We start from the raw sequence: 19,160 nt of genomic DNA on the forward strand, positions 1-19,160 counted from the left end.
GACCCTTTGGTCAGTAGAATTCAGGCTTATTCAATGAACGGGCAGCAAAGCGCAATGTTTCAAAAGATACTCATAGCCAATCGTGGCGAAATCGCTCTTCGTGTGCTCAGGGCTTGTAAAGAACTGGGCATCAAGACGGTCGCAGTCCATTCCACGGCAGACGCCGATGCGATGCATGTTCGCCTTGCGGACGAAAGCGTTTGCATTGGACCGCCTCCATCACGCGACAGCTATCTGAATATTCATCAAATCGTTGCCGCTTGTGAGATCACTGGCGCGGATGCAATCCATCCGGGCTACGGCTTCCTGTCGGAAAATGCCAAGTTTGCTGAAATTCTTGAAGCACACGGCATTACCTTCATCGGACCAACCTCCGCACATATCCGCACCATGGGCGACAAGATAGAAGCCAAGCGCACTGCAAAGCGCCTTGGCATTCCGGTCGTTCCAGGTTCGGATGGCGGCGTAACCGACGAAGGCGAAGCCAAGCGCATCGCAAAAGAAATCGGCTATCCAGTCATCATCAAGGCATCAGCCGGTGGTGGTGGCCGCGGCATGAAGGTCGCGCGCACTGAAGATGATCTGGCAGTAGCACTTGCTACAGCGCGTACCGAAGCTGGTGCAGCTTTTGGTGATGATGCCGTCTACATCGAGAAGTATCTCGAAAAACCGCGTCACATCGAAGTGCAGGTCATGGGCGATGGCGCAGGCAATGCAATCCATCTGGGCGAACGCGACTGCTCCTTGCAGCGTCGTCATCAGAAGGTCTGGGAAGAAGCCAATTCGCCAGCACTGAACGCGGAAGCACGCGACAAGATCGGCATGATCTGTGCCAATGCTGTAGCCGATATGGGCTATCGCGGTGCAGGTACGATTGAGTTCCTGTATGAAAACGGCGAGTTCTATTTCATCGAAATGAACACCCGTCTTCAGGTGGAGCATCCGGTCACTGAAGCCATTACCGGCATCGATCTCGTTCACGAGCAGATCCGTGTGGCAGCTGGTCTCGGTCTTTCCGTCAAGCAGAGCGATGTTCGCTTCCATGGCCATGCCATTGAATGCCGCATCAATGCGGAAGATCCGCGCAACTTCACGCCTTCACCGGGCCTGATCACCCATTATCACACGCCGGGTGGCCTTGGCATCCGTGTGGATTCGGGCGTTTATTCCGGCTACCGCATTCCGCCATATTATGACAGCCTCATCGGTAAGCTGATCGTACATGGTCGCAACCGTGTTGAATGCATGATGCGTCTGCGTCGCGCGCTCGATGAGTTTGTTGTCGATGGCGTCAAGACTACCCTGCCCCTGTTCCAAGACCTGATTTCCAATCAGGACATTGCCAATGGTGATTATGACATCCATTGGCTTGAAAAGTATCTGGCTCAGCAATCAGAAACATCAGGTGCATAAATAAATTGACCGCAGGAGCTTCCCCGGACGACTATTCAATCGACCCGGAATTGCTCCTGCGGGCCTATGCCACCGGGGTTTTCCCAATGGCAGAAGAAGCGGACGATCCCGAGATTTTCTGGGTACGTCCCGATAAGCGCGGTATCATCCCGCTTGATGGCTTTCACGTTCCGAAAAGCCTGCAAAAAACCATCCGACAAGCTATTTTTGAAATTAAGCTCGATAGTGATTTCGAGGGCGTTATCGACGGCTGCGCTAGTGGCTCTGGTGAGCGCGCGCGAACATGGATCAACGCTCCAATCCGTGAGGCTTATGGTAAGCTTTTTGAGGCTGGTCATTGCCACACGGTCGAAGCATGGCATGACGGTCAGCTCGTTGGCGGGCTATATGGTGTAACGCTCGGCCGCGCTTTCTTCGGTGAAAGCATGTTCACACGCAAACGCGACGCATCAAAGGTCTGCCTTGCTTATCTCGTTGAGCATCTGAAAAAACAGGGATTTGTGCTGCTGGATACGCAGTTTACCACAGCCCATCTTGAGCGCTTTGGCGCAATCGAAGTGAAGCGCAAAAAATATGAAGCGCTTCTTGATGAAGCGCTTCAAGGCAATGCCATTTTTTAAATCTAACGATTACTTGCGCTGATCCGGCGGTGGAACATCAGACTTCTGTTTGCAGTCTTTCAGCCATACGTCATAGATCGGATGCTCAACGGCATTCAGACCCGGACTATCAGCAAACATCCAGCCGGTGAAGATGCGGCGAATTTTACGATCAAGCGTAATTTCATCGACTTCGACAAAACTATCGGTACGCGGAGTTTCACTCTCGGTACGCGAATAGCAAACCTTCGGCGTTACCTGAAGCGCACCAAACTGCACAGTCTCATTAATATAAACGTCAAAGCTGGTAATACGGCCTGTGATCTTATCCAGCCCCGAAAACTCTGCAACGGGATTAGAAATACGCTCGGCATGAGCTGCATTGAAGCTGAACGAACCAACCAACAGCGCGAGCAAAGCAGCCTTTGATGCCTGCTTGAACCAGTTTTTACCGTTTATAGCCGTGCCGGGAGAATACTTCGTCAAAACGGATATCCGTATTAATCTGGTTAATTATAGCGCGAGGATAATTCCTAGGGATCAAATGTGACGATTCGTTGCCCAGTCGCAAGCAACAATGCCGTATCGTCGCACAGCAGAGGCATATATCCTCAGCCCTTTTAAGCAAACCACGCGCAATAAAAAACGGCATGAATGTTCATGCCGTTTTTTCTGCTTATTTAGTTACCCGGTGTCCAGGCGTCATATTCGCCCGTAACGCGCGGGCGTTCACCCGGTGTCGTTCCCGGAATAGCAATCGAGCCCTTTGGACGATAAGCCAGTGGCGAACCTGTAAGGTTCTGCAAATGTGGCTTCTGCCAGTCACGTGGCTTGTAGTCTTCCTTGCTTGGCGGCGTATCAACGCGGTGATGCATCCAGCCATGCCAGCCCGGAGGAATCGCGCTTGCTTCTGCATAACCGTTGAAAATTACCCAACGACGGGTACGACCTTCAGAGTCTTTACCACCCTGATAGTAGATATTACCAAACTCATCTTCGCCAACCCGTTCGCCTTTGCGCCAGGTATGAAGGCGGGTGCCAAGCGTCTGGCTATTCCACCATGTGAAGACTTGCGTAATAAATGTTTTCATGACCTATCCAGATCCGTTTTGCCACAGGCAGAATAACTGCCGGGTTTTGAACGCTTATGGCCCTATCAAAGGCACAAGGCAAGGGGCAAGTTGCCGCTGTCACAAGAGTATGATGCAGCAGCAAAGAGTTGCTACATGCTCCAGCCTTCAAGAGACTTTTCCATAATCAGCACAGGCTCTTTGCAATTGGGATCGCCCCAATCTTCGCTGCGGCCAACCTGCGCATAGCCTTTACGCTCGTAGAAACGAACAGATTTTGCATTGCGCTCGATGACTTCAAGACGCATCGTATTAACGCCGGGAAAAGCCATTTCAATTTCGGCCAGAAGCATCGTACCGATGCCCTGAACCTGCGTCTCGGGCCGAACGTAGAGCTGATGAAGCGAAGCCTTTCCTTCTCCGGTCTGGCTTGCAAAAGCCATCCCGTCGATACCGCCCTCGCCGTTGTCTGCAACGATGAATTCGGAATATGGCTTCTTCAGATTGACCTTGAGTGCTGCAACAGAATGCCACTGGCCAGTGACGGCATTCACCGTCTCCTGACCAAGAATATCATCGAAAGTCGCATGCCAGGTCGAAACCAGCAGCTCGTGCACGGCCTTCAGATCGGCTTCACTGGCGCTGCGAACCCACATTATTCTTCAATCCCAAGCTTGGACTTAACCAGATCATTAACGGCCTGCGGGTTGGCCTTGCCGCCCGTAGCCTTCATCACCTGACCAACAAACCAGCCAGCCATGCTTGGCTTTTCCTTCGCCTGCTGCGCCTTTTCCGGGTTGGCTGCAATGATGTCGTCAACAGCCTTTTCAATCGCGCCGGTATCGGTCACCTGCTTCATGCCGCGATCTTCGACAATCTGCTTCGGTTCGCCACCTTCATTCCAGACGATTTCAAACAGTTCCTTGGCGATCTTGCCGGAAATTGTACCATCTTTGATCAGATCAATGATCGCACCGAGCTGTGCAGGCGTAACAGGCGATTCTTCAATGTCCTTGCCCGCCTTGTTTAGCGCGCCAAGAAGATCATTGATGACCCAGTTTGCCGCCAGTTTGCCATCACGACCATCACAAACGACTTCGTAATAGTCGGCAATCGCCTTTTCACTAACCAGAATCGACGCATCATAAACCGAGATGCCGAGCTTTTCGACAAACCGGTCTTTCTTGACGTCTGGCAGTTCCGGCAGATCAGCAGCAAGCGCATCAACAAATGCCTGATCAAATTCAAGCGGTAGCAAGTCTGGGTCTGGGAAATAACGATAGTCATGCGCCTCTTCCTTGGAGCGCATCGAACGGGTTTCACCCTTCACCGGATCAAACAGACGCGTTTCCTGATCGATGGAACCGCCGTCTTCCAGAATAGCAATCTGGCGACGTGCTTCATATTCAATCGCTTGACCAACAAAGCGGATCGAGTTGACGTTCTTGATTTCGCAGCGTGTTCCGAACTCACCGCCCGGGCGACGAACAGAAACATTCACGTCGGCACGCATCGAACCTTCATCCATGTTGCCGTCGCAAGTACCAAGGTAACGCACAATCGTGCGCAGCTTTGTGAGATAAGCGCGCGCTTCATCCGACGAACGCAGATCGGGCTTGGAAACGATTTCCATCAGTGCCACGCCAGAGCGGTTCAGATCGACATAGGACATGGTCGGATGCTGATCATGGATCGACTTGCCGGCATCCTGTTCCAGATGCAGACGCTCAATACCAATCTCAACGTCTTCAAACTGGCCCTTATTGTCGGGGCCGACCGAAATCATGATCTGGCCTTCGCCAATAATCGGCTGCTTGAACTGCGAGATCTGATAACCCTGCGGAAGATCAGGATAGAAATAGTTCTTGCGATCAAAAACCGACTTCAGATTGACCTGTGCGTTGAGGCCAATGCCAGTACGCACAGCCTGCTTGACGCATTCAATATTGATCACCGGCAACATGCCCGGCATCGCAGCATCGACCAAAGACACATTGGCATTCGGCTCCGCGCCGAACGCTGTGGACGAACCGGAGAAGAGCTTCGATTCGGAGGTGACCTGTGCGTGGACTTCCATGCCAATGACGACTTCCCAGTCGCCGGTGGCGCCAGAGATGAAGCGTTTCGGTTCTGGTGTGCGCGTATCAATAAGGGTCATGCTGGCTCGCAAATATTCGGATTGAGCTAAAAACTGATTGATTACTGGCTAGAGCAAACCCCCATGGGATGCAAGCTTTTCGGCTAGTCAATCAGTCGTGGTCAAACAGAAAAGGCCGCGCAATGCGCGGCCAATTCCATATTCATATCAGAGAAAGAATTAAGCCTCGTCGGACTTTTCTTCTGCCTTCATCTTAGGAGCGGCCTTCTTCTTGGCTGCTGCCTTCTTAGCAGGCTTTGCTTCCGAACCGTCTTCATCTTCTGCAGTCAGCTCTTCCTTCGAGACCTTCTTATCGGTCACGTTGATGTTTGCGAGCAGATGGTCAACGACCTTTTCTTCGAAGATCGGTGCGCGAAGGTTAGCAACTGCATCCGGCGTCTTGCGCAGGAATTCGTAGATTTCCTTTTCCTGACCTGGGTAGCGACGTACCTGATCGTAAACTGCGCGCTGCAGTTCTTCTTCAGTTACTTCTACGCCAGCCTTTTCGCCGATTTCGGAGAGAACCAGACCGAGACGAACGCGGCGTTCAGCAAGCTTGCGATATTCTTCGCGAGCAGCTTCTTCCGTGGTTTCTTCGTCTTCAAACGTGCGGCCAGCCTGCTGCAGGTCGAAGTTGATCTGCTGCCAGATGTTGTTGAATTCGGCTTCAACCAGCTTTTCAGGTGTTTCGAAAGCGTAATCGCCATCGAGCGCGTCGAGAATCTGACGCTTTACCTTCTGACGGGTAATCTGGCCGTACTGGCTTTCGATCTGCTCACGAACAACCTGACGCAGACGCTCAAGCGACTCAATGCCGAGCTTCTTTGCAGTTTCGTCGTCGAGAACGAGTTCGCCAGCCTTTTCAACACCCTTAACGGTGATGTCGAAGGTTGCGTCTTTGCCAGCAAGATGTGCTGCACCGTATTCAGCAGGGAAAGTTACGTTGATAACCTTCTCATCGCCAGCCTTCAGACCAACGAGCTGCTCTTCAAAGCCTGGAATGAACTGGTTCGAACCAAGAACGAGCTGAGCGTCGGTGTCTGCGCCGCCTTCAAAGGCTTCGCCATCGAGCTTGCCGAGATAGTCGATCGTTACGCGATCTTCGTTTTCAGCTTTGCCCTTCTTCGCTTCATAAGTGCGGGTCGAGGAAGCAATGCGCTTAACCTGTTCGTCAACTTCTTCTTCCGAGATGTCGACAACTTCACGGGTGACAGCAATCTTGCTGAAATCCTTGACTTCGATCTTTGGCAGAACTTCGTAAGTCAGCGAGAAAACGAAATCGGCCTTGCCGTCGAGAACCTTTTCAGCTTCTTTTTCGTCTTCCGACATCGAAACGACTGGCTGAGTTGCCGACTTTTCGTTGCGGTCAGCAAGAATCGAACGCGACGAATCGTTGAGGATTTCGTTCACGATCTCAGCCATGAAGGACTTGCCGTAGGTCTTGCGCAGGTGTGCCGTTGGCACCTTGCCTGGGCGGAAACCGTTGATCTTAGCGCGGCCACGCGCAGTATCGAGGCGCTCAGAGAGCTTCGCTTCGAGATCTCCGGCAGGAACCACGACTTTAATCTCGCGCTTCAGCCCTTCATTAAGCGTTTCGGTAACCTGCATGTTCAAACCTTCACTTCTATCATTGTCCCGCCGTTGCCGGCGCTTTTGCCTTGTCGCGGGAGAGAAATTCTTTGCCTTGAGGCAGTTGGTGCGGATAGAGGGACTCGAACCCCCACGGTCTCCCGCCAGAACCTAAATCTGGTGCGTCTACCAATTTCGCCATATCCGCTTCTGAACCGAAGTGTATTCCACCGAATACACAGTATCGTCTCAGATATTGAACCGCCTCTCGAAAGCGCGCGTCTCTATAACACTCAATTTTCCCGGTTCAAAGGAAAAAAGCCGTTTTGCAAGATTGATTTTCAGCTCTTTCAAGCCGAAGCGCTTTCGTGCTTTCCGCCCCTATATAGCGATCTTCTCGCCTTAGCCAAGCTCTTTTTATTTAAAGCCTGATTAATAGAGCGGCTCTTGGTAAAGTTGCGTACCTTTATCGCGCAAAGCCTTGATTACAGCGGTTCCGGCATCATTAATGGCAACTACCGCGGTAATTTCCAAATCACGCTGGCTATCCTCAATCACACGCCCCTCACCTTCAGGCACATAATAGCGCTCTATCCCGTAACGCATAGTGAGCGTGGCATCCGGATAATCTGCAATCGCATAGGTCGATTCCCCGCGAATCTGCACTTCATCCGTAGCGAGGTCCGTGAAGGGTATGAAAGATGCACGCGCAACACGCCAAATACCGCCATCACCGGGTTTTAAAGATACATAAACAGTGCGGGAACCTTCAACAGGCGACCCATTGATCAACTTGCGGTCAATCGACGTTATATCATAGCCAAGGACCACATAATCACCACGCATCAAATCGCGAGGATCAACAGGGCGCGTTTGAAGCACAACCTCATGGCCAGAACGCAGCACAGAGGCGCGTTCCTCAATACTTGCGTAAAGGATGCCTGTCTGAAGCGCTGCGGCAATCACAGCACCGGCATAAAGCCACTTACTCTTTAATAAGCTCATAGCTTCAACTCCCCTTGGCGCTTTCGTCCGAACCTGTTTTCCATACGACGCACGAAGGCCGCCAGAAGAAGAACCAGAACGCCTGCGATCAGGAAGAAGCCCGATGTGCCGATCATTGAGCCCACGGTTGTAAAGGCCAGATAAAGCACTTCAAATGAAAAAGCCGCATAGGCAATCGAACGTAAGCTGCCATTATCTCGCCCGCATAGTGCAAGCGCGCCGACTGCAAGCGCCAGAATGATAATGCCAAAGACAACATCTTGCGTCACGTCTTTGTCGAAGATCGTTGAAAGCATGGTGTCGAGCTGGAGAATGCCCAATGCCAGCAATGCAAGCAGTAGGCCGTAGGATGCAAGCGGATGCGCGAACCGCGTCAATTTCTGAAGTGGATCATGTGCGAAAGCATCCGCAAGCATAAAGCCAGTACCCACAATCAACATCATACCGAGAATGAAACGGCTCTCATTTTCGGAATAAAGAAGCGCAGCCCATCCCAAAACGAACAGGCACAAGATATGCGCCGCATGTCGGGATTGTGTGAAGCGTGCAGCAATAGCTCCCACCAGAACCAACAATGGCCCGATCCAGCGATAGCTAAGACTGCCATAATCATTGTCGAAAAAGTAGGTTGAGAGATAAAAGCAAGCAACTGCCGCGCCAAAAGCCGTGAGTACGGAGGAGCGAAGCAGGAAAGCCGAGGCAAAAACGCCAACCGCCCAGATGACGGCAGCAGAGTGCACATCACCCGACATATGATACATCTGCCCTACGAGCGCGATACCGGCACCGAACGATGCGGCGGCAATTATATAGAGAGCCTGCGGCAACACGGTGTCGCCACGGGTCTGCCGCCATGCGCCACCGACATAGCAAACCCATATCAATGCGAAGATCAAGCCGATACGCGCCATGCGCGGCATATCCTGCCAGTTCGCTGCCACCAGCATGATGACGGCTGCCCCTAGCAAAAGCCCGCCGAGTGTTGCCAAAACCGAACCAAGGCTGAACCGGGGTCCACGTTTTTCGAGGTCAGCGTTCAGCCGTGATGCAGTCTCTGCATCGATAAGGCCTTCCTGCTGCCAGCGCGCGACAAGGCGCTCTACTGAAACTGAAAACGACAAAACAACTCCCGAAGAATCTATCCGTTGACGGTATCAACCTACCAAGTGGCTGAGAACATATAGGAAACTCACCAGCCGGCAAACAATTACCTTCTGGCGCTTTACGGCAATTTTGTGCCTTACCAGTCTAATCGATTTAGAGCGTCTTGCGGAACCCGCAAAGCAGCTATGCAAACTTGGGTCTGCAAGTAGCGAAAACAATGCGTTATATCATGAGCGACGAACAAGATGAATTGATAATCAGTTCCTCAACGATGAAGGAATACCACCATGAACCTTATCCGCTCTTACAGCAATTGGCGCCGTTACCGCGATACAGTCAACGAGCTTAACCAGCTTTCGACTCGCGAACTCAATGATCTTGGCATTTCCCGCGCAGACATCCCATATGTAGCGCGTCAGTCCAAGGGTCGTTAAGTCTAACGGACTTTAAAACGAATTCAAATTTGCTGGGCTTGAATCCTCCTCCCATCAGGCCCGGTTCGTCGCAAAGCACTCCTCCTCCCAAGCTTTGCGATACTATAGGACCGGACTCTCCTCCTCCCAATTCCGGTCTGACAATAATGGCATCCATCGCACCTCCTCCCGCGATGGATGCCATTAGTTTTTCTGGCACCTGTTTACACTCTCGCGACGCTCTTCTCCCATTGAAGGCGGCATGCAAAGGAGGTATGGGATTTGCCATGTCAAAAGATACAAATCTCTCCCCCGTACATGTCATCGGCGGCGGCCTCGCTGGCTCAGAAGCCGCATGGCAGCTTGCGCAAGCTGGCGTGCCAGTTATTCTGCACGAAATGCGCCCCGTTCGCGGCACCGATGCGCACAAGACAGATCATCTTGCAGAACTGGTTTGTTCCAACTCTTTCCGCTCGGACGATGCTGAGACCAATGCTGTTGGCGTGCTTCACGCAGAAATGCGCCTTGCGGGATCGCTGATCATGGCTTGTGCCGACGCCAATCAGGTTCCGGCAGGTGGTGCGCTGGCGGTTGATCGCGATGGCTTTTCGCAGGCTGTGACAGCAAAGCTTGAGGCGCATCCGCTCATTACCATTGAGCGCGAAGAAGTCACCGGCTTGCCGCCCCAGGAATGGGGCACGACAATTGTTGCAACTGGTCCACTGACCGCGCCATCATTGGCTGAGTCAATTCAGGAACAAACCGGTGCGAATGCTTTGGCATTCTTCGACGCCATCGCGCCGATCGTGCATTTTGATTCGATCAATATGGATGTCTGCTGGTTCCAGTCGCGCTACGACAAGGTTGGCCCCGGCGGCACCGGAAAGGATTACATCAACTGCCCTATGGACAAGGAGCAGTATGAGGCTTTCGTTGCGGCCCTCATCGAAGGCGACACGACAGATTTCAAGGAATGGGAAGGCACGCCCTATTTCGACGGATGTCTGCCAATCGAAGTCATGGCAGAACGTGGTGCTGAAACCTTGCGTCACGGCCCGATGAAGCCAATGGGACTCACCAATGAGCACAATCCGACGGTCAAGGCCTATGCAGTCGTGCAGCTTCGTCAGGATAATGCGCTTGGCACACTCTACAACATGGTCGGTTTCCAAACGAAGCTGAAATATGGTTCACAGACTGGCATCTTCAAGATGATCCCCGGTCTTGAGAATGCAGAATTTGCCCGTCTGGGCGGTTTGCACCGTAACACCTATCTCAATTCGCCAGTGCTGCTTGATAATGTGCTGCGTCTCAAATCACGCGAGAGCGTGCGCTTTGCGGGCCAGATCACGGGCTGCGAGGGCTATGTCGAATCATCAGCAATTGGTCTTCTAGCTGGACGCTTCACAGCAGCTGAAAAGCTTGGCAAAATACCTGTTGCGCCTCCGCTCACCACTGCATTTGGTGCGCTGCTCGGACATATCACTGGCGGTCATATCGTTGCTGATGATGCAGAGCCGGGCAAGCGTTCGTTCCAGCCGATGAATGTGAATTTCGGCCTGTTCCCGCCGATTGAAGTCCCAAAGACCGAAGGCAAACGCCTTCGTGGCAAAGAAAAGACCGTTGCGAAAAAGCGCGCCTTGTCTGCGCGGGCACTGGCTGACTTTCAGGAATGGCTGAGCAACAACGCTTAGTTTTAAGAATGTTATAAAACAAACACATAAGGCGGTTTTCTTATTTAGAAAACCGCCTTATTTTTTAGAACCCGGCTCTAAACATCAGCCATTGTTTTCGTATAGCCGAAAGGTCTGCGACCTGATCAGCGGCCTTGCGGCCCAATCGCTCAATGGCATTAAGATAGGCCGGAACAAGCGCCATAGGCAGAAATGCCGGACCGAGGCTTTTCGGCAAGTCTTTCTTTGCCTTATCGAAAATCGCCAAATGTTCGCGTGCAAGCGCGATCATCACACTGACAACCCGTTCATGAGCAGATTTGTCGTCATTGGCCAGAAATGCTTCACGCGACACGCCAACTGCCTGCAACATATCCGCAGGCACATAAAGCTGTCCGCGACGACGATGGATCGGAAGAAGACGCAGCAGGCCAGTGACCGCCTGCGCAACACCTGCATGGCCAATCGTTTCGGTGTGCGACTGTGCCGCATCGCGATCCAGAATAATTGTGCCAAGCTGAATCAAAGCAGAAGCGGTTTCCCCGCAATAGCCTTCCAGATCGTTCCGGCTTGGCATCGTATCGTCATAGAGATCGAAAATACGCGCTTCGCAATAATTGTCGAAAGCTACGCGCGGCAGATCATATTTGTTTATTGTGTCGATCAGCGCCGCTGCTAATGGATGTGCCTCCGCACTTCCTCGCGCTTCACCATTGATGAGATCGCGCCACCATTGCAGACGAACTTCTCCGGGCAATGGTTCATGAACCAGATCGCGAATGCGAGCGATTTCGGTGTTAAACGCGTAAATGGCAGCCAATGCACCACGTTTATCTTCCGGCGCATAAAGCACTGAAAGATAACGATCCCGGTCAGCCTCACGCAAAAGCGCCAGGCAATGTTCTTCATTCTGGTTCATTAGTTCAGTCTACCGCAAGCAGCGCCGCTGCAACCGCGCGATCTTCCGCAAGCAAAACATTATAGGTGCGCACCGCAGCGCCTGTGCTCATCGGGTCGGACGAAATACGATGTTCGCGCAACATAGCCCGCACATCCTCCGGGATTCGGCGCAAATCCATGCCCGTTCCAACAAGCAGAATTTCGATATCATTCGCCTGTTCAAGAATAGCGCCCAGATCTTTGACCGAAATAATGGGCGGTGTCTGCGGCTTCCAACCATGAATACCTGATGGCAGGCAAAGGATTGATCCGATATGCGACATATCAGCAAAGCGGAAACCGCCATTGCCATAGGCATCAATCGGTGCGCGGCCCGGAAAATGGGCTTCGCGAATTTCTATACCCTTAGCCATGTCAGAGCATTTCCAGTTCAGATTGAGTCATTAGAAATGCTCTGTCCATTTTTGCGCACATCTTGTTCCGAAAACCGGTTCCCACTTTTCGGGATGTGCTCTAATTATCCAAATTGAGCGACTGCTCAAGATCATCACTCATTGCATCTTTATCTGCTTCACGTGGCTTAAGGCCGAACTGAACCAGCAAAGGTGCTGCGATAAAGATCGAAGAGTATGTCGCAACGATAATACCCACGCTCAGCGCCAGTGCGAACATTCGAATATCCGCACCACCGAACATATAGAGCGGAATATGCGCAATGAAAGTCACAAAAGCCGTCGGCAAGGTACGCGACAAGGTCTGATTGATCGAGGCATCGATAATCGCGGGCAATGGTGCACTGCTGTAACGGCGCAGATTTTCACGCACACGGTCATAGATCACGATGGTATCGTTAAGCGAGTAACCGATGATCGTCAGAACCGCAGCCACACTCCAAAGATTGAATTCCATGCGAAAGACGATGAACACGCCCGCCAGAATAATCACGTCGTGAAGTGTTGAAAGAACCGCACCGAGCGCCAGCTGCCAGCGGAATCTCACCCAGACATAGACAAAGATACCGGCAAGCGACAAGAACAGTGCCAGAAGCCCTGCCTGTGAAAGCTGCTCGGATACTGTCGGGCCAACCACTTCGACGCGCTGGAACGAATAGTCCTGTTCGAATTCGCCGCGCAGTTTCACTGCAACGGTCTGCTCGGCATCATCGCCCACTTCCTGACTGCCGATGATGACAAGAGCTGAGCGCGGCGACTTTGCGGGCAGCACACGCGCGCTGTCGATATTCAGCTCGCTCATGCGCTCTTCAATGTCAGGCAGATCTGCATCACCGCTGCGCGCCTGCAATTCGACCATTGAACCGCCACGGAAGTCGATGCCGTAGTTGAAACCAATATTGACGAAGAGAGCGACAACGATTGCCGAAGCCAGCACGGAAATCGCAAGCGTTACGAACTGGAGACGCATAAACGGAATATGCGTTACCGTCGGCACAAGCTTCAGACGACGCTTTGGAATCTCTTTCGGCTTTGCAGTGCGCACCCATTGAGCGATCAGCAGACGCGTGAAGGTCAGCGTCGTAAACAGTGTCGTCAGAATGCCAATTGTAACGGTGAGCGCAAAACCATGGACCGGACCGGAGCCCATCAGGAACAGCACAAGTGCTGCAATCATCGTGGTCAAATTGGCGTCAACAATCGTTGAAAGCGCGCGGTAGAAGCCCGATTCCATTGCCTGAACAACGGAATAGCCCTTGCGTCGATCTTCGCGAACACGTTCATAAATCAGAATATTGGCGTCAACCGCCATACCGATAATCAGCACGATACCTGCAACGCTCGCAAGCGTAATGGACGCCCCAATCAGTGATATGACCGCAACGAGAATGACCATATTGACGACGAGCGCCACCATGGCAATCACGCCAAGCACGCCATAGGACAGGATCATAAACAGGCCGACGAGCAACATTGCAAGCAATGCTGCAGAAACCGCAGCACTCGCATAATCGTCACCTAGCGCGGATGCGATTGTGCGTTCTTCAAGAACCGTAACAGCCTTAGGCAGAGCACCGGAACGCAGAACGACCGACATATTGTTGGCCGATTGCAGATCGAATGCACCAGAAATCTGCAATTCATCGGTATCAAGTGGCTCATCAACGACAGGTGCTGAAACAACCTGATTATCAACGACGATGGCAAAAGTCTTGTCTGTTACCTGAGCGGTCGCGGCTGCAAGAGCACTGCGCCCCTTCTCATCCAGTGTCAGAGTGATGACAGGTTCATTGTCATCGCCACCAAGCGTCGCTTTTGCATCGACTACATCCGCTCCAGTGAAGATAGGCTGTTTTTTAACGAGATATCCAACAGGCGGATCGTCAGAAGAATAAATAATCGAGCTATCCGTCGGCGAAGCGCCACCGCGGATAACATCATCGGGCGATATGCTGTCATCGACAGCAAGGAATGAAAGTTCGCCACGAATGCTGAGAATATCTTTTAGAAGCTGAGCGTCGTAGAGGCCCGGAACTTCAACGCGAATACGATTGCGGCCTTCCTCATCAACAATCGGGTTGCCATAGCCCAATTCCTCAAGGCGCTGGCGCATAACGTCTTTTGTGCGGTCAACATCACCTCGGCCAGGATTCTGTACCTGAAGCACAAGGCGTGAACCACCCGACAGATCAAGCCCGAGTGCGACCTGTTTGGTCGGCAGAAAGCCCGGCAGATTAGCCAGAGTTTCACGCGAGAAAAAATTAGGCGATGCAATGATGAAGCTGGCGATAATTGCCAACCAGATCAGAGCCGATTTCCAACGTGAAAAATATAGCATCGGGCAGCAATTCCGTTTCGGCTGGAAGAACTTAAACCGGATGCATAATGCAGCCGGTTTTGTGGGAAGCGTTCGCTTAACGCAGGCCTCACAATAATGAACAGGCCCCGGTTAGGGAATCCTTACCGGGGCCTGTTCAAATCAAAAATTACTTATTCTTGTTATCAGCGACTGGTTCGCCCTTAACGCGCACTTCCGAAAGAGCGCTGCGCAGAACGCGAATCTTCACGCCTTCAGCGATTTCAACGTCAAGTTCACCATCGTCGTGGACCTTCTGGACCTTACCGACAATGCCGCCACCAGTTACAACTGTATCACCGCGACGAACGGCTGCGAGCATTTCCTGACGCTTCTTCATCTGCGTACGCTGAGGACGGATGATGAGGAAATACATGATAACGAAAATCAGGACGAAAGGCAGAATGCTCATGAGCATATCTGGCCCCATAGCGCCACCGGAAGCCTGAGCATAAGCTGGTGTTACGAACATTAGTTACTCCTCTGGAAGTCTCAAAAGACAAATTCTTAATGGCATTACAATGGTTAGTGCGCCAATTGCAACCGACGATGGCTTCACGCAGCCATAGCCACACACTTTTCCTGCAGGTTGTTGCATGTTAAGCCATCATCCTCATCATCTGAGGGCATGGAATGACGACCGAAAATATACTAAGCCAGAAACTCGACCGCCTGATCGCGGCCTTGGAACGCATTGCGCCACCGCAGCCAGCAACACCTGATCTTGAATCTGCTGACTGTTTTGTCTGGGCGCCTGAGCGTCTGACGCTTGATGCGGTGAAGCGTGTCAATCGCGTCGATATTGGACTTATCCGTGGCGTCGATCTCGTGCGTGATCAGCTTGTCGATAATACGCGCCGCTTTGCAAAAGGTTATCCGGCTAACAACGTGCTTCTTTGGGGCGCGCGCGGCATGGGCAAATCATCGCTCGTCAAGGCAGCACAGGCCAGCGTCAATGCGGAACAGGCCGACAAGCTTCCGCTGAAACTCGTTGAAATTCATCGTGAAGATATCGACAGCCTCCCTGCCCTGATGAACCTCATTAAGGAAACGCCCTATCGCTTCATTCTGTTCTGCGATGATCTGTCATTCGACCACGATGATACGTCTTATAAATCGCTGAAAGCCGCACTTGAAGGCGGCGTCGAAGGTCGGCCGGACAACGTCATTTTCTATGCGACTTCAAATCGTCGTCACCTGATGCCGCGTGACATGATCGACAATGAACGCTCTACGGCCGTTAATCCATCGGAAGCGATTGAAGAAAAAGTGTCATTGTCTGATCGCTTCGGCCTGTGGCTTGGCTTCCACAAATGCAATCAGGAAGATTATCTGGCTATGGTAGATGGCTATGCTGCCAATTACCAGTTGGATTACGATCCAAAGCTACTGCATGCAGAAGCGTTGACATGGTCAACCACACGCGGCAATCGCTCTGGCCGTGTTGCCTGGCAATATATTCAGGATCTGGCTGGCCGACTTGGTAAAGCGATATAAAGCGCATCCCGAAAAGTGTGAAACAGTTTTCGGTCAAGATGCGCTTTAAGAAAAGCCCAAAGAAAGAGGCGGGTCGCAGACCCGCCTTTCTTAATTCTTTGATCGAATTCCGCTTATGATTCCAGATATTTGGAAGGATTGACCGGCGACGAGTTCTTGCGCACTTCAAAGTGCAGCTTTGGTGACTTCGCGTTGCCGCTCATGCCCGACTTTGCAATATCCTCACCGCGACGAACCTTCTGGCCGCGCTGTACGAGGATCTGGCTGTTGTGCCCGTAAACAGTCACAAGGCCATTATCGTGGCGGATCAACACCGTCTGTCCAAATTCCTTCAAGCCATCGCCTGAATAGATAACGACGCCGTTTTCAGCAGCTTTTACAGGAGTGCCTTCCGGCACCATAATGTCGATACCGTCGTTAACCGAAGTGCCGTCACGCTGGCCGAAGCTTGCGAGAACGCGACCGCGAACCGGCCAGCGCATCTGCGAAATGCCGGTCGAAGATGGTGCTGCGGACTGATCCTTTTCAGCATCTTCGATAACCTTATTGCTCGCTGATGGCGGCGTATAAGGCTTGACGTTTGAAGCTTCATTCGGCGCGACCGAAGCCGTCTGCACAGGTGCGGCGACGGCAGGCTTAACTGGCTGCGGTGATACGGCTGCTACCTGTGTCGCAGCACCCGCTGCAGCGGATGGAATAACAAGATTCTGGCCTACACGGATTGCACCATTTGAAAGGCCATTCGCCTGCTTCAACTGTTCAACTGGTACATTGTGCTTCTGCGCAATCGAGAAAAGCGAATCACCTGATTTGACGGCATAGCCACCCGCAGCTGCTGCAGCGACAGGTGCTGCAACATGACCGGCAGCAGGAATTGGCGCGCCATTCGCTGTTGCTGGCAACTGACCAAGAACATTCGACTTCGCATTAGCTGCTGCATTATTTGCAGCACCGGCAGCGCTAGCTACCTGCGTTCCGGCATTGTTGACATGGCTCGTCGCCACGTCACGCGTCTGGTTCACCTGATTTTGTGCCTGCGTTGCAGCAGCAACGACAGGTGCCGAAGACACTGGCGGCAGACTGTTGCGCTGAACCGAACCACTTGAAACAGGTGGTGCCGCTGCTATCGGTGCAGATGCGTAAACATCATTAGCCGGCTGCTGCTGAACAACACGCTGATTAGGTGTAGAACCGGTAAACATGCCATCGGTAAAGCGCATTGTGTCGGCGCTACACCCTGCACCAAATCCGGCAATCAGAACGATCGCTGCATTTCGCAGGAGACGTTCAGACGTATGCTGCAATATTGGAAAACGCATGATCAACTCGCCCAACTCTAGAACTCACTTGGACTCATTAAAACGCGTTAATGTTACTCGCTGGTTAAGAATGGACATTTCTTATAAAAAATATTCACCAATTAGACACCATACGTGCACAAAAACACCACAACGCATGGCGCCATAGGCTGCAAAAGCTGAATTTTGCCCGGATTAAGTAGCGAGCAATTTCCTTACAAAACCGAGGAAATGCCTTCAATAAATGGCTGATAGCGAACAGGCATAATATTGGCCTGCTCAAAACGGCTACCAACTTTCGCAATGCGCGTAACCATCTGTACGTCGTCACCCGGGCCGACTGGTGCCACCAGAACGCCATGCGTTGCCAGAAGCTCCACAAAATGACGCGGAATATCTTCGCACGCTAACCAGATTATGATTCGATCAAACGGTCCACCCGGCATACCATGGCGACCGTCCGCATGTTTGACCATGATGTTTTCACGCTTAAGCGTCACAAACTGCTGCAAGGCACGGTCGCAAAGCTTGCGATAACGCTCAACCGTTGTCACACGGCCAGACAACATCGACATGACCGCTGCAGTGAAACCAGACCCCGTACCGATTTCCAGAACACGATGTCCCGGTTCAAGATCAAGCGCCGCGATCACGCGTGCCTGATCATCGATGCCTTCAATATATTCGCCACAATCAAGCGGCGCTGTACGCTGGCTGTAAGCAAGATGCGACCACGCAGAGCCCATAAAGCTCTGGCGTGGCGTTGCTTCAATTGCACCAAAGAGGCGGGCATCATTGATGCCGCGCGCCCTCATGCGCATAACGAAGGATGCAAATCCTTCCCTGTCCGAAAGCTGCGGGCGTTCAGACACAGCCTGATTCATGCTTCGACCCCCAGTGCTTCAACACCAAGTGCTTTGCTTAAATCTGCACGAACCTTCTGCGCAGTGAGATCAAGTTGGAGCGGTGTTACGGAAATAAAATCACCCTTGATCGCAGCAACATCACTGTCCACCGCAACTTCGGCTTTCGTCCGACCAAATTGCAGCCAGAAATAAGGGAAGCCGCGACCATCGCGGCGCTCATCAAGGCGCGCATCATGGCTGAGTTTGCCCTGTGCGGTGACGCGTGTGCCTTTGACTGCATCAGGCGCGCAATTCGGGAAATTCAAATTGATCAGAACACCTTCAGGCCAGCCAGCTTCAACCAGTTTTTTGATCAGCTCAGGCGCATGCGTTTCTGCGGTCTCCCAAGGCAAAACGCGACGGCCATCATCGTAATCATATTCCTGCGAGAGCGCGATTGCCTTCACGCCGAGAAGTGTACCTTCCATAGCACCTGCAACAGTGCCGGAGTAAGTCACATCATCAGCCATATTAGCACCGGAATTAACACCCGAGAGGATCAGGTCAGGCACTTCCGGCAGAACATGACGCACGCCCATAATAACGCAATCAGTCGGTGTGCCGCGCAATGCGAAATGACGTTCATCAATCTGGCGCAGACGAAGCGGCTCTGACAGTGTGAGCGAATGCGCAAGACCGCTCTGATCTGTTTCAGGAGCAACAACCCAGACATCATCTGAGAGCTTGCGTGCGATACGCTCCAGAACTGCGAGGCCTTCAGCATGGATACCATCATCGTTCGTCAGCAAAATTCGCACGTCGTCACTCC

At 52.2% G+C, this 19,160-nt stretch carries 19 protein-coding genes and 1 tRNA gene; 5 read left to right on the forward strand and 15 right to left on the reverse strand.

Annotation, left to right across the window (positions count from 1 at the left end):
• Window positions 1–54: 54 nt before the first annotated feature.
• Complete coding sequence (gene accC / locus J2782_RS04160; RefSeq protein ID WP_250039756.1) at window positions 55–1,413, forward strand: acetyl-CoA carboxylase biotin carboxylase subunit; 1,359 nt, start codon at window positions 55–57, stop codon at window positions 1,411–1,413.
• Between the two features lie 50 nt (window positions 1,414–1,463).
• A complete protein-coding gene (aat, locus tag J2782_RS04165) occupies window positions 1,464–2,033 on the forward strand; it encodes a leucyl/phenylalanyl-tRNA--protein transferase (RefSeq protein WP_310011064.1) in 570 nt (189 codons plus the stop codon).
• Between the two features lie 9 nt (window positions 2,034–2,042).
• Here aat and J2782_RS04170 read toward each other — a convergent pair whose 3' ends face one another.
• The 8 genes from J2782_RS04170 to J2782_RS04205 all read right to left on the reverse strand — a co-directional run bounded on the left by J2782_RS04170 (window position 2,043) and on the right by J2782_RS04205 (window position 8,914).
• Window positions 2,043–2,513 carry a DUF2155 domain-containing protein gene (locus J2782_RS04170; protein WP_310011066.1) on the reverse strand — a complete coding sequence of 157 codons (471 nt, stop codon included), beginning with the start codon at window positions 2,511–2,513 and terminating at the stop codon, window positions 2,043–2,045.
• Window positions 2,514–2,692: 179 nt separating this feature from the next.
• Window positions 2,693–3,103: an NADH:ubiquinone oxidoreductase subunit NDUFA12 gene (locus J2782_RS04175; RefSeq protein WP_250039755.1), complete on the reverse strand. Its 411-nt coding sequence runs from the start codon at window positions 3,101–3,103 to the stop codon at window positions 2,693–2,695.
• 131 nt (window positions 3,104–3,234) lie between these two features.
• On the reverse strand, window positions 3,235–3,738 hold the full coding sequence (locus tag J2782_RS04180) for a GNAT family N-acetyltransferase (protein ID WP_310010317.1): 504 nt from the start codon (window positions 3,736–3,738) through the stop codon (window positions 3,235–3,237).
• The gene (gene gatB, locus J2782_RS04185) at window positions 3,738–5,240 is read right to left on the reverse strand and encodes an Asp-tRNA(Asn)/Glu-tRNA(Gln) amidotransferase subunit GatB (protein ID WP_310010318.1); all 1,503 of its coding nucleotides are present in this window, start codon (window positions 5,238–5,240) and stop codon (window positions 3,738–3,740) included. Before gatB ends, J2782_RS04180 begins: the two co-directional genes overlap by 1 nt.
• A 159-nt stretch (window positions 5,241–5,399) precedes the next feature.
• Window positions 5,400–6,827, reverse strand: coding sequence for a trigger factor (gene tig, locus J2782_RS04190; RefSeq protein ID WP_310010319.1), 1,428 nt, complete (start codon window positions 6,825–6,827; stop codon window positions 5,400–5,402).
• 86 nt (window positions 6,828–6,913) lie between these two features.
• Window positions 6,914–6,996 (reverse strand) — tRNA-Leu (locus J2782_RS04195).
• A 224-nt stretch (window positions 6,997–7,220) separates the two neighbouring features.
• On the reverse strand, window positions 7,221–7,793 hold the full coding sequence (locus J2782_RS04200; protein ID WP_310010320.1) for a GDYXXLXY domain-containing protein: 573 nt from the start codon (window positions 7,791–7,793) through the stop codon (window positions 7,221–7,223).
• Window positions 7,790–8,914 carry a DUF2157 domain-containing protein gene (locus J2782_RS04205; protein WP_310010321.1) on the reverse strand — a complete coding sequence of 375 codons (1,125 nt, stop codon included), beginning with the start codon at window positions 8,912–8,914 and terminating at the stop codon, window positions 7,790–7,792. Before J2782_RS04205 ends, J2782_RS04200 begins: the two co-directional genes overlap by 4 nt.
• A gap of 270 nt (window positions 8,915–9,184) precedes the next feature.
• Here J2782_RS04205 and J2782_RS04210 point away from each other — a divergent pair, with 270 nt between their 5' ends.
• Both J2782_RS04210 and trmFO read left to right on the forward strand, forming a co-directional pair.
• A complete protein-coding gene (locus tag J2782_RS04210; RefSeq protein ID WP_250039747.1) occupies window positions 9,185–9,331 on the forward strand; it encodes a DUF1127 domain-containing protein in 147 nt (48 codons plus the stop codon).
• Window positions 9,332–9,597: 266 nt separating this feature from the next.
• Complete coding sequence (gene trmFO / locus J2782_RS04215) at window positions 9,598–11,004, forward strand: methylenetetrahydrofolate--tRNA-(uracil(54)-C(5))-methyltransferase (FADH(2)-oxidizing) TrmFO (protein ID WP_310010324.1); 1,407 nt, start codon at window positions 9,598–9,600, stop codon at window positions 11,002–11,004.
• A gap of 64 nt (window positions 11,005–11,068) precedes the next feature.
• Here trmFO and J2782_RS04220 read toward each other — a convergent pair whose 3' ends face one another.
• The 4 genes from J2782_RS04220 to yajC form a co-directional block, all read right to left on the reverse strand.
• Entirely contained in the window at window positions 11,069–11,902 is an 834-nt protein-coding gene (locus J2782_RS04220) for a phytoene/squalene synthase family protein (protein ID WP_310010326.1), read from the reverse strand.
• A 4-nt stretch (window positions 11,903–11,906) separates the two neighbouring features.
• Window positions 11,907–12,296, reverse strand: coding sequence for an Mth938-like domain-containing protein (locus J2782_RS04225; protein ID WP_310010328.1), 390 nt, complete (start codon window positions 12,294–12,296; stop codon window positions 11,907–11,909).
• Between the two features lie 100 nt (window positions 12,297–12,396).
• Window positions 12,397–14,715, reverse strand: a complete 2,319-nt coding sequence (gene secDF / locus J2782_RS04230; protein WP_310011068.1) for a protein translocase subunit SecDF — start codon at window positions 14,713–14,715, stop codon at window positions 12,397–12,399.
• 106 nt (window positions 14,716–14,821) lie between these two features.
• The gene (gene yajC, locus J2782_RS04235; protein ID WP_250039739.1) at window positions 14,822–15,163 is read right to left on the reverse strand and encodes a preprotein translocase subunit YajC; all 342 of its coding nucleotides are present in this window, start codon (window positions 15,161–15,163) and stop codon (window positions 14,822–14,824) included.
• Window positions 15,164–15,324: 161 nt separating this feature from the next.
• Between yajC and J2782_RS04240 the strand changes: the two genes are divergently transcribed.
• Window positions 15,325–16,188: an ATP-binding protein gene (locus tag J2782_RS04240; protein WP_310010332.1), complete on the forward strand. Its 864-nt coding sequence runs from the start codon at window positions 15,325–15,327 to the stop codon at window positions 16,186–16,188.
• A gap of 113 nt (window positions 16,189–16,301) precedes the next feature.
• Here the strand turns inward: J2782_RS04240 and dipM are convergent, their stop codons facing one another.
• From dipM to surE, 3 genes are all read right to left on the reverse strand, one after another.
• Entirely contained in the window at window positions 16,302–17,522 is a 1,221-nt protein-coding gene (gene dipM, locus J2782_RS04245) for a cell division endopeptidase DipM (protein WP_310010334.1), read from the reverse strand.
• A 179-nt stretch (window positions 17,523–17,701) separates the two neighbouring features.
• Window positions 17,702–18,370, reverse strand: coding sequence for a protein-L-isoaspartate(D-aspartate) O-methyltransferase (locus J2782_RS04250; protein ID WP_250039732.1), 669 nt, complete (start codon window positions 18,368–18,370; stop codon window positions 17,702–17,704).
• On the reverse strand, window positions 18,367–19,149 hold the full coding sequence (gene surE, locus J2782_RS04255; protein WP_310010337.1) for a 5'/3'-nucleotidase SurE: 783 nt from the start codon (window positions 19,147–19,149) through the stop codon (window positions 18,367–18,369). The genes J2782_RS04250 and surE overlap by 4 nt, the downstream gene beginning before the upstream one ends.
• Window positions 19,150–19,160 lie beyond the last annotated feature (11 nt).

The organism is Brucella pseudogrignonensis, from assembly GCF_031454375.1.
In the GTDB taxonomy this organism is placed as follows: domain Bacteria; phylum Pseudomonadota; class Alphaproteobacteria; order Rhizobiales; family Rhizobiaceae; genus Brucella; species Brucella pseudogrignonensis_A.

Coding starts and splice junctions, on each gene's coding strand:
- accC (WP_250039756.1), top strand. CDS start 55: ATGTTTCAAAAGATACTCATAGCCAATCGTGGCGAAATCGCTCTTCGT.
- J2782_RS04175 (WP_250039755.1), bottom strand. CDS start 3,103: ATGAAAACATTTATTACGCAAGTCTTCACATGGTGGAATAGCCAGACG.
- J2782_RS04180 (WP_310010317.1), bottom strand. CDS start 3,738: ATGTGGGTTCGCAGCGCCAGTGAAGCCGATCTGAAGGCCGTGCACGAG.
- gatB (WP_310010318.1), bottom strand. CDS start 5,240: ATGACCCTTATTGATACGCGCACACCAGAACCGAAACGCTTCATCTCT.
- tig (WP_310010319.1), bottom strand. CDS start 6,827: ATGCAGGTTACCGAAACGCTTAATGAAGGGCTGAAGCGCGAGATTAAA.
- J2782_RS04200 (WP_310010320.1), bottom strand. CDS start 7,793: ATGAGCTTATTAAAGAGTAAGTGGCTTTATGCCGGTGCTGTGATTGCC.
- J2782_RS04210 (WP_250039747.1), top strand. CDS start 9,185: ATGAACCTTATCCGCTCTTACAGCAATTGGCGCCGTTACCGCGATACA.
- trmFO (WP_310010324.1), top strand. CDS start 9,598: ATGTCAAAAGATACAAATCTCTCCCCCGTACATGTCATCGGCGGCGGC.
- J2782_RS04220 (WP_310010326.1), bottom strand. CDS start 11,902: ATGAACCAGAATGAAGAACATTGCCTGGCGCTTTTGCGTGAGGCTGAC.
- J2782_RS04225 (WP_310010328.1), bottom strand. CDS start 12,296: ATGGCTAAGGGTATAGAAATTCGCGAAGCCCATTTTCCGGGCCGCGCA.
- yajC (WP_250039739.1), bottom strand. CDS start 15,163: ATGTTCGTAACACCAGCTTATGCTCAGGCTTCCGGTGGCGCTATGGGG.
- J2782_RS04240 (WP_310010332.1), top strand. CDS start 15,325: ATGACGACCGAAAATATACTAAGCCAGAAACTCGACCGCCTGATCGCG.
- J2782_RS04250 (WP_250039732.1), bottom strand. CDS start 18,370: ATGAATCAGGCTGTGTCTGAACGCCCGCAGCTTTCGGACAGGGAAGGA.